This is a genomic window from Streptomyces sp. NRRL S-455 (assembly GCF_000717875.1).
In the GTDB taxonomy this organism is placed as follows: domain Bacteria; phylum Actinomycetota; class Actinomycetes; order Streptomycetales; family Streptomycetaceae; genus Streptomyces.
In genome coordinates this window covers 1-202 of record NZ_JOCT01000120.1, presented here as the reverse complement: position 1 = coordinate 202, position 202 = coordinate 1, and the positions used below count along the sequence as shown (strand labels likewise).

The 202-nt window shown below is 69.3% G+C and carries 1 protein-coding gene; it reads left to right on the top strand.

Annotated features, from left to right (window positions below):
- Positions 1-13: 13 nt before the first annotated feature.
- A partial coding sequence (locus tag IE97_RS39135; protein WP_420706174.1) for an AMP-binding protein occupies positions 14-202 on the top strand: 189 nt, incomplete at its 3' end.

Genomic DNA, 202 nt, shown 5'->3' with positions numbered 1-202 from the left:
CACGGTCGCGGTGGTGTGCGACGGGGACTCGCTGACATACGCGGAGCTGGATGCGCGCGCCAACCAGCTCGCCCGGCACCTGATGCAACGGGGCGTGGGTGCCGAGCAGTTCGTGGCACTCGCTCTGCCCAAGTCGCTCGACGCGATCGTCAGCATGCTCGCCGTCCTCAAAACCGGCGCCGCCTACCTGCCCATCGACCCC